Below are 9,502 nucleotides of genomic sequence, written 5' to 3'. Positions count from 1 at the left end.
AGCTGACCGCTCATCAAACCGCCTCCAAACAAAGACGACTGAATCACAATCAGCCAATTTTGCAACGATCTCCACAAGGGGGAGGGAGGGCACCGGCGTCCCGCTCTATCCTGCAAACTGGGTGGTGCATTGAAGGGCACGTAAGACGCTGACGAACTCCCTCCCCCTTGTGGGGGTCCGAAGGACGGGCGAGACCCGCGGCTCGCCCAACAAAGGCTGGGGGTCCCCTTCGCCCGAATCTTGCGACCCTAAACCGCCTCCACCCTCAGCGTCGTCCCCTCCGCCCCGACCACGCGCACGCGCGTCCCTGCCGCCATATCCGGCCCCGTCGCAAGCCACAACGTATCTCCGAGCCGAATGCGCCCATGCCCGTCGCGCAAATCCTCTTCCAGCGTCGAGATCTGCCCGATCAACTGCCGCTCGCGCTGGTTCAAAAGCGGCTGGTCGCTCTCGCCCTTGTCCGAACCGAACGCGAAACGACCGACGATGACGCTGGCAAGGCTCAGCACCAGGAAGACGATGACCTGCGCCGGCCAGCCCCACCAGGCGGCATCGCCGATCTGGAACGAGAGCGCGCCGGTCAAAAGCGCGGCGATGCCGATCCACAGGAGGTAGACGCCCGGCGCGAAGACTTCGAGGCCGAGCAGGACCGCCCCGAGGACGATCCAGTTCCAGGCACCGAGACCGGAGAGAAATTCGCTCATCGCGCGTCCTGCGTGTCGGCGTCGGTGCTTGTCGTCGCGACGCTATGCGCCGGCACCGATGGCAGGCGCGCGCCGCGACGCGGCGGTTGCTGCTGCCGGCTCTCGTCGCCGAACACTTCCTTGGCGATCTGGCCGATCCCGCCGAGCGAGCCGACAAGCGCGGACGCTTCCATCGGCATCAGCACGACCTTGGAGTTCGGCGCCGAGCCGATCTTCGCCATCGCCTCGGTGTATTTCTGCGCGACGAAATAGTTCACCGCCTGGATGTCGCCGGCCGCGATCGCCTCGGAGACGACCTGCGTTGCCCGCGCCTCGGCCTCGGCCGAACGCTCGCGCGCCTCCGCGTCGCGGAACGCGGCTTCCCTGCGGCCTTCGGCTTCCAGCACCTGCGCCTGCTTCAGGCCCTCCGCCTCCAGAATCTGCGCGCGCTTGTTGCGCTCGGCCATCATCTGGCGGGCCATCGAATCCACCATGTTGGCCGGCGGGTTGATGTCCTTGATCTCGACGCGCGTCATCTTGATGCCCCAGGGGCTGGTGGCATTGTCGACGATGTGGAGCAGCCGGTCGTTGATTTGGTCGCGGTTCGACAAAAGCTCGTCGAGATCCATCGAGCCCATCACGGAGCGGATGTTGGTCATCGTCAGATTGAGGATCGCGTTCTGCAGGCCGGAAACCTGATAGGCGGCCTGCGCCGCGTTCAGCACCTGGTAGAAGGCGACGCCGTCGACGGCGACGATCGCGTTGTCGCGCGTAATGACCTCCTGCGTGGGAACGTCGAGCACCTGTTCCATCATGTTCATGCGCGCGCCGATCCGCTCGACGAAAGGCACGATCAAATTGAGGCCCGGCGAGAGCGAACGCGTATACCGCCCAAAGCGCTCGACCGTGTAGTTGCTGCCCTGCGGCACGGTCTTCACGCCGGCGAAAATGACGAGGAGCACAAGAACCGCGAAAACGAGGATCGCGATCTCGAAACCGGACAAGAACATGGTAACTCCCAAAATGCGTTGCCTATGCAGCGAACTTAGGGAGACAAGGCGCGCGAGGCAAATCAGCCGAAGGCGAAGAGGTCCGCCTCGCTGTCCGAGCGCCCCGCAATCGCCGCCGAGACGATCTCGCTCGCGATCCGCGAATAGGTGATGCCGTTGCCGCCATAGCCCATCACGGCGTGGATGCGCGGCTTTTTCGGCACGGCGCCGATGATCGGCAGTCCCGTCGAGGTCGAGCCGAAGGCGCCGGCCCACACGAATTGCGGGCTCGTGTCGAGCTTCGGCATCAGTTTCTTCAGCTTGGCGACGATGGCGGCGGTCTTTTCGGGGATCAGCGCGTCGCGCCGCTCCTCGTCCTGGAACTCCTCGTCCTCGCCGCCGCAGACAACGCGCCCGTCCTTCGTCGCGCGCATGTAGAGATAAGGGTCCGACGCCTCCCAGATGAAGGCTTCCTGCGGCCACAGATTCTGCTTTTGGGGCTTCGTGGCGATGGCCCAGGTGGAGATCACCTGATGGTTGTCGGCCGGCACGAAGGGCATCAGTTCATAGCCGGTGCAAAGGACGACATGGGAAGCGGAGATGACAGGGCCGGCGGCTGTCGCGACCTCGACGCCGTCCTTCGTGTGCCCGAAAGCCGTCGCCTCGACGTCCGCGTAGAGCCGCGCGCCGCGAGAGCAGGCGGTGTTGAGGAGCCCCGCCGTCAGCTTGCGCGGGTCGAGCGCCAGATTGTCATGGGAATGGATCGCCCCGTCGCGATCGAGGCCGAATTCGTCCTTCAGCGGCTTGGCGGTCAGGTAGCGCGACAGGAGCCCGGCATCCGTCCGCGCTTCGGCCTCCTCTTCCAGCGCGCGGCCCGTCAGTTCGTTGCCCGCGAGGTAGAGCGTGGGCCGCGTCGCGAGGTCGCAGGGGATGCCCAGCGCCTCGATATGCGCCTTCAAATTCATCACCGCGAGGCGCGAGCGGCGCCAGGCGCGCTCGGCATCCGTGCGGCCGATCTTGAGCTTGAGCCTGGAAAGCGGCGTGTCGATCTCGTACTGCACGAGCGCCGTGGTCGCCGGCGTCGAGCCGAGCAGCGGCCCGCGCCGGTCGATCATGACGACCTCATGGCCGGCGCCGGTAAGCGCCTCTGCCATCATCGCGCCGGAAATTCCCATGCCGACGACGAGCACTTCGCATTTGACGTCGGGGGTCAGCGTCTGCGTCGGCACCGAGGGCGCGCGATAGGCCATCCAGACCGGCGTACCGGTTCGCAGATCGAGTTTACGCATGAAGATCGTTGCCCCGTTGGATTGCACTCTCCAACGGGGCTCCGACCACTAGGTTCCTCAGCCTGCCAAACGCTTCACGATCGCTTCGATCTGCGGGCGCAGATCGGCGCGGCCGAGCGCGAAGGCGAGGTTCGCCTCGACGAACCCTTCCGGCGAGCCGCAATCATAAGTCTCGCCGCGATAGTGGTAGCCGTAGAGCTTCTGGCTGTCGCCGAGCCGCAGCATGGCGTCGGTCAACTGGATCTCGTTTCCGGCGCCGCGCTCCTGCGTGGCGAGAAGATCGAAGATCTCCGGCTGCAGGATGTAGCGGCCGTTGATGTAGAGGTTGGACGGGGCGTCCGCCGGCTTCGGCTTTTCCACCATGCCGGTGATCTCGAAGCCCGCACCGGCCTTCGCACCCGCGCCGACGATGCCGTATTTGTGCGTCTCGGCCGGGTCACATTCGGCGACCGCGATGACGTTCGAACCCGTTTCCCCGTAGAGCTCGACCATGCCGCGCATGCAGCTCTTGTCCGAGCGCATGATCATGTCGGGCAGGAGCAGCGCGAAGGGCTCGTCGCCGACGAGGTCGCGCGCGCACCAGACCGCGTGGCCAAGCCCCAGCGGCTCCTGCTGGCGCGTGAAGCTCGTGGTGCCGGCGGCCGGCTGCATCGACTGCAGGAGTTCGATCTGCACCGTCTTGCCGCGCCGCGAGAGCGTCTCGTTGAGCTCGAACTGGAGGTCGAAATAGTCCTCGATATTGCCCTTATTGCGCCCGGTGACGAAGATGAAATGCTCGATCCCCGCCTCGCGCGCCTCGTCCACGACATACTGGATCACCGGACGGTCGACGACGGTCAGCATTTCCTTGGGCACCGTCTTCGTAGCGGGCAGGAAGCGGGTTCCAAGTCCTGCGACGGGGAAAACGGCCTTTCTGACTTTCTTCATCTGACGGTCCATTCTGAGTTTCATCGATGATCGCGACTTCGTGATCGGCGCGGCCGCGTACGTTCCGTCGCGGACATTTTCATGTCAATGTTGATCTGTCTTGAACGAAGGTGGCTGATTTGCCGCACGGAAAGGTTGAGCCAGGGGCGGCTCCGGACGGCATGGTAAACGCTTTCCTAACCCGATCGGTGCAGAATCGCTTCAAATCCTGAATCAAGGAGGAATTCATGAGCTTGAAGACATTCGTGGGATCGCTCGTCGCCGGTGCGCGGTCGCTGGGCGCGGTTCTGGCCGTGACGGGCATGACGATCGGCCTTTCTGTCATCTCCCAGCCGGCGCAGGCCGATGCCGGGTTCCAAAGGTGGGTCGCGCAGTTCCGTGCGACGGCGGCGCAGAGCGGCATATCCAACGCGACATTCGACCGCGCGTTCCAAGGCGTGACCGCGCCCGACCCCGAAGTGCTCGAAAAGGCCCGCTACCAGCCCGAATTCGTCGCGCCGGTCTGGGACTATTTCGACAACCGGATCAACGAGAACTCGATCGGCATCGGCCGCCAGAAGGCCAGTGAACACAATCGCCTGCTCGGCCAGATCGAGAGCCGCTTCGGCGTCGACCGCAACATCCTCCTCGCCATCTGGTCGATGGAATCGAACTATGGCGCGATCCTCACCAACGACCGGGTGATGCGCAACGTCATCCGTTCGCTCTCCACCCTCGCCTATGCCGACGAGCGCCGGCAGCGCTTCGCGCGCCAGCAATTGATCGCGGCGCTCGAAATCCTCCAGCGCGGCGACATCGACGTCCACCATTTGACCGGTTCGTGGGCCGGCGCGATGGGCCACACCCAGTTCATCCCGACCAGCTACAAGGCCTATGCGGTCGATTTCGACGGCAATGGCCGCCGCGACATCTGGAATTCGGTGCCCGATGCGCTCGCCACGGCCGCCAACCTTTTGTCCAGCAATGGCTGGCGGGCCGGCCATGCCTGGGGCTACGAGGTGAAACTGCCGGCGGGCCGCAAATTCCCCGGCGGCACGATGTCGCTCCAGCAGTGGCAGTCGATCGGCGTCGTGCGCGCCAACGGCCAGGCCTATCCGCGTCCTGGCGACAGCGCCGAACTGAAGGTGCCGGACGGCCGCGAAGGCCCGGCCTTCCTCGTCCTGCACAATTTCAACATGCTCAAGCGCTACAACAATGCCGACCGCTACGCGATCGCCGTCGGGCTTCTCGCCGACCAGATCGCCGGCCAGCCGCAACTCGCGCGCGATTGGAACCGTCCCTTCACGCGGCTCTCGTTCGACGAGACGCAGGAGTTGCAACAGCATCTTTTGACGCGCGGCTATTATGACGGCAATATCGACGGCAAGATCGGACCCGCCTCGCGCGATGCGATCAAGGCCTTCCAGTCGCGCATGGGAATGAGCGCCGACGGCCACCCCTCGAAGGAAGTTCTGTCCCGCATTCGGGGGCAGTAGGAACGGAGTACGATTTGGCATCGCGAGGTCTGCGCAGAGCAGCGTTTATCTGTCTGGCGATGATCCTGGCTTTCGGAGGCGTGCCGCAAGGCGCGCCTTTCGCCGTTTCGCCGGCGGCCGCGCAGCAACAGCAGCAACAGGGCGGCGGTCTTCTGCGCTTCCTGTTCCAGCGCAACCAGCCGGCGCCGCAGGTCTATGAAGCCCCCCAGCGCCAGCCGCAACGCCAGCGCGCGCAGCCCCGCCGGCAGCAGCAAGGCGCCGGCGGGCAGGCGCAGCGCCGCCAGCGCTCGTCATCGCCGGGACAGGCCGCCGCGCCCGCAGCAGCCGCCGCCGTCGCCAAGGCGGACGACGCGCGCAAGGTGCTCGTGGTCGGTGACTTCGTCGCCGGCGGATTGGCCGAGGGCCTCGAAGCCGCCGTCGAGGCGGACGCCTCGGTCGAGATCGTCGCCCGCGCGAATGGGTCCTCCGGCCTCGTGCGCGACGATTATTACGACTGGCCCGGCAACCTCGCCGCCATGCTCGACGAACTCGACCCCGCCATCGTCGTCGTCATGCTCGGCTCCAACGACCGGCAGGCCATGTCGGTCACCGGCACGTCGGAGGCGGCGCGCAGCGACGCCTGGCTGAAGGAATACGAGCGCCGCGCCAGCCTCATGGCCGAGGCGGTGACGGCAAAGGACATCCCGCTCGTCTGGGTCGGCATGATCCCCTTCCGCCCGTCCACCATGTCGGCCGACATGCTGGCCTTCAACGACATCTACCGCAAGGTCGCCGAAGCGGCCGGCGGCCAGTTCGTCGACGTCTGGGACGGCTTCGTCGACGAGAACGGCGCCTTCGTCGCCAGCGGCCCCGACATGAACGGCCAGCCGACCCAGCTTCGCGCCGATGACGGCATCAATGTCACCCGCGCCGGCAAGCGCAAGATCGCCTTCTTCGTCGAAAAGCCGCTGCAGCAGGCACTCGGCGCCGCGCCCGCGCCCGAACTCGTCTTCTTCGGCCCCGACCTGCCCCCCGGCTTCGTCGCCGGCCCGCGCGAGGCGCCCCGCATCGACCGCACCCAGCCCGTCGCTTTGTTTGCCGCACCCGCAACCGGCGGCGAACTCCTCGGCCGCAACATCGTCCGCCCGGTACGCGCGACGCCCGCCCCAAGGGTCGAGACGGAGGATGAGCCCGAAGGTGCCCCCACCGGCCGCGCCGACAATTTCATGCGCGAGCGCCCCGCGCCCGAACCGTTCGATGCAGGGATTACGGGAGCGCTGCGGCGATAGTTAAGCCGCCCCGACCCGCAACAGATCGTGGAAGTGAACGATGCCCACCGGCCGCTCGTCCTCGCAGACGACCAGCGCCGAAATGCCCTTTTCGTTGATGATGCCGGTGGCGGTGGCGGCCAGCATGTCGGGCGCGACCGTCTTCGGTGTGCGCGTCATCACCTCGTCGACGGAGAGCGCCGCCAGGTTGCGGTGAAGGTTGCGGGCAAGATCGCCATCGGTGACGATGCCCGCGAGCCGGCCCTGATCGTCGACCACGCACACGCAGCCGAAGCGCTTCTTCGACAGGACGTGCACCGCGTCGGTCATCGCCGTGCCGAGCGGCACCAGCGGCACCTCGTCGCCCGAATGCATCAGGTCGCGCACATGCGTCAGGCTCGCGCCCAGCTTGCCGCCGGGGTGGAAGGTCTTGAAATGATCGGGCGTGAAGCCCCGCGCCTCGAGCAGCGCCACGGCCAGCGCGTCGCCCACCACGAGTTGCATCAGCGTCGAGGTCGTCGGCGCCAGCCCGTGCGGGCAGGCCTCCGCCACCTTCGGCAGCGCCAGCACCACGCTCGCCTCGCGCGCCAGCGCGGACTGCGTGCCCGAAGTGATGGCGATGAGCGGGATCGAGAAGCGCCGCGCATAGGCGATGATCCCGGTCAGTTCGCTCGTCTCGCCGGACCACGAAATGGCGAGGATCGCATCGTCCTCAGCGATCATGCCGAGATCGCCGTGATTGGCTTCGGCCGGATGGACGAAGAAGGCCGGCGTACCGGTCGAGGCGAGCGTCGCGGCGATCTTGGAGCCGATATGCCCGCTCTTGCCGACGCCCGTCACGATCACCCGGCCGGTGATCCCCTCCAGCGCCTCGACGGCGTCGGCAAAGGGCGCGGCAAGTCCGTTTTCGAAGGATTCGGCGAGGCGCGCGAGCCCCGCGGCCTCCGTCGCGAGCGTGCGGGCGGCCGACTGGGCGATCTGGTCGCGATCAGGAGCTTTGTTCGTTTTCTGGCGCAGCATGGGATGCGCTTAGCGTTCCTTTGCGGCCATGTCCATTACCGCGGTGGGCAGGCGCGATTTCAACACTTGGTTAACCAAGCCGCTTTACGGTTTCGTAAGCATGATTTTCCTCACCTGAAAGCGGCGCAGGCCCGATGGCAGACACAAGTTTCCGGCTTCGCAGGCTTGCCGCCGCGCTCGGTGTCGCATGCGCGGCCGCCGCGCTTTTCGCCGGCCATCAGGTGCTGGCGCAGCAGCCGCAACTGCCGCTGCGCGGCGATTTGCGCGACGACCCCGCGCGCGACCTTCTCACCCGTCCCTCGCTCGCTGAACGCAGCGTGCTCGAAGAAGAGGCGACGCGGGCGCAGGAGGCGTATCGCCCGTTCAGCGACGGTGCGCTCTCGCAAGGCAAGCCGCTTGCGGGTGAGCGCCGGCGCACCGATGCGCCCGAAACCGATGCGGTCATCGACCCCTTCGCCGGCCAGGCCGCGATCGATCTCGCCCGCCCGCAGCTTCGCGAAGGTCGTGAAAACGAACCGGACCGCGGCGCGGCGAGTGCGCTCGCCGAAGGCCAGGTCGACGACACGGTGACGGCAACCGTGCCGCTCGCCGCCGTCGATTCCCTCGACCTCGAACGCAATTTGCGCATCGGCGCCGATGCGTCGCGGGTCAATTCGATCGAGACGACGCGGCGCCTGCCGGACGACAATCCCTACGCGCCGATCGGCCTGCGCGTCGGCACCTTCGAGCTCTTCCCCTCGATCGAACAGGGCCTCGGCGCGACGACCAACGCAAACGGCAGCGCCGATGCGCAAAGCGCGATCTATTCGGAAACCACCGCGCGGTTCGAGCTGCGCTCCGACTGGTCGCGCCACGAGGCACGGTTGAACGGGTTCGGCCTCCTGCGCCGCGAACTTTCGGGCGCCGAAATCCGCGACACGGAAGCAGGTCTCGACGGCGAGTTGCTGCTCGATCTCGCGGGCGGCTACGAGGGCCGCGCCGCCTTCAACTATCTGCACCGCCCCGAATCCGCCTCCTCGCCGGTCGAACTGACGACGGGCGCCTCGCGGCCCGACCGCGACACCCTCGCCGGCGAACTCGGCATCGGGCGCGAAGTCGCGCGGCTGCGGCTCGGCCTGACCGGCAACGTGACGCGCGACATGTTCTCCGATGCACGGCTTCCTGACGGAACGGTGCTCAGCCAGGAGGACCGGAACTCGACGCTGGCAAGCCTGCGCCTGCGCACCGGCTACGAGATTTCGCCGGCCCTCATTCCCTTCGCCGAGGTCGAAATCGGCCGCCGCATCTACGACAACGAGATCGACGCAGCCGGTTTCGCACGCTCGGCCGACCGGCTGGCGCTGCGCGCCGGCATCGGCATCGACATCGCCGAAAAGTGGCGCGGCGAGGCCTATGCGGGCTGGCTGTCCGAAGACCCCGACGACGACGCGCTCGACGCCGTGTCCGGCTTGGAGCTTGGCGGCAACCTAGCCTGGTCGCCCTTGCGCGGCACGATCGTCGACCTCAACGCGCTGACGACGGTCGAAGGCACCACCTCCCCCGGCCAGAGCGGCTCGCTCCTCTACGCCGGAAACCTCTCGATCACCCGCGAACTGCGCGCAAACCTCACCGGCACGGCCGGGATAGGCCTCGACTACCGCGACTACGCCAACTCGTCCGCCTACGACATGACCTGGACCGGCCAGATCGCCCTCACCTGGTGGCTCAACCGCTACCTCGGCCTGACCGGCCGCGCCCGCTACGAAACTGTAACCAGCAGCGATCCCGGCCGCGAAAGCGACACGACGAGCGTGTTCGTGGGCTTGCGGGCGCAAAGGTAGCAGGCGGAAGCTCAGGTTTTTCCTGAATTGACCCCCACCCTGTATCCCTCCC

Annotated in this window: 8 protein-coding genes; 3 read left to right on the top strand and 5 right to left on the bottom strand. The window is 66.6% G+C overall.

From position 1 onward, the window contains the following. Nucleotides 1-248: 248 nt before the first annotated feature. The 4 genes from ACT6QU_RS13490 to galU form a co-directional block, all read right to left on the bottom strand. Nucleotides 249-704 (bottom strand): NfeD family protein, encoded by a 456-nt coding sequence (locus ACT6QU_RS13490; protein ID WP_024587747.1) that lies wholly within the window; start codon nt 702-704, stop codon nt 249-251. Next, nucleotides 701-1,693: an SPFH domain-containing protein gene (locus ACT6QU_RS13485; protein ID WP_444565840.1), complete on the bottom strand. Its 993-nt coding sequence runs from the start codon at nt 1,691-1,693 to the stop codon at nt 701-703. Before ACT6QU_RS13485 ends, ACT6QU_RS13490 begins: the two co-directional genes overlap by 4 nt. Before the next feature lie 62 nt (nt 1,694-1,755). Next, nucleotides 1,756-2,961, bottom strand: a complete 1,206-nt coding sequence (locus tag ACT6QU_RS13480; RefSeq protein ID WP_444565841.1) for an NAD(P)/FAD-dependent oxidoreductase — start codon at nt 2,959-2,961, stop codon at nt 1,756-1,758. A 57-nt stretch (nt 2,962-3,018) separates the two neighbouring features. Then, complete coding sequence (gene galU / locus ACT6QU_RS13475) at nt 3,019-3,888, bottom strand: UTP--glucose-1-phosphate uridylyltransferase GalU (RefSeq protein ID WP_024587750.1); 870 nt, start codon at nt 3,886-3,888, stop codon at nt 3,019-3,021. 227 nt (nt 3,889-4,115) lie between these two features. Between galU and ACT6QU_RS13470 the strand changes: the two genes are divergently transcribed. Both ACT6QU_RS13470 and ACT6QU_RS13465 read left to right on the top strand, forming a co-directional pair. Next, the gene (locus ACT6QU_RS13470) at nt 4,116-5,363 is read left to right on the top strand and encodes a lytic murein transglycosylase (protein WP_444565842.1); all 1,248 of its coding nucleotides are present in this window, start codon (nt 4,116-4,118) and stop codon (nt 5,361-5,363) included. 14 nt (nt 5,364-5,377) lie between these two features. Beyond that, on the top strand, nt 5,378-6,631 hold the full coding sequence (locus ACT6QU_RS13465) for an SGNH/GDSL hydrolase family protein (RefSeq protein WP_444565843.1): 1,254 nt from the start codon (nt 5,378-5,380) through the stop codon (nt 6,629-6,631). Here ACT6QU_RS13465 and ACT6QU_RS13460 read toward each other — a convergent pair whose 3' ends face one another. Further along, complete coding sequence (locus ACT6QU_RS13460) at nt 6,632-7,630, bottom strand: KpsF/GutQ family sugar-phosphate isomerase (RefSeq protein ID WP_444565844.1); 999 nt, start codon at nt 7,628-7,630, stop codon at nt 6,632-6,634. 134 nt (nt 7,631-7,764) lie between these two features. Between ACT6QU_RS13460 and ACT6QU_RS13455 the strand changes: the two genes are divergently transcribed. Then, the gene (locus ACT6QU_RS13455) at nt 7,765-9,450 is read left to right on the top strand and encodes an outer membrane beta-barrel protein (RefSeq protein WP_444565845.1); all 1,686 of its coding nucleotides are present in this window, start codon (nt 7,765-7,767) and stop codon (nt 9,448-9,450) included. Nucleotides 9,451-9,502: the final 52 nt, after the last annotated feature.

It is taken from the genome of Aliihoeflea sp. (assembly GCF_052435475.1).
Taxonomy (GTDB): domain Bacteria; phylum Pseudomonadota; class Alphaproteobacteria; order Rhizobiales; family Rhizobiaceae; genus Aliihoeflea.
The sequence above is the reverse complement of the archived record's forward strand: the minus strand, read 5'-3'. Positions and strand labels throughout refer to the sequence as shown.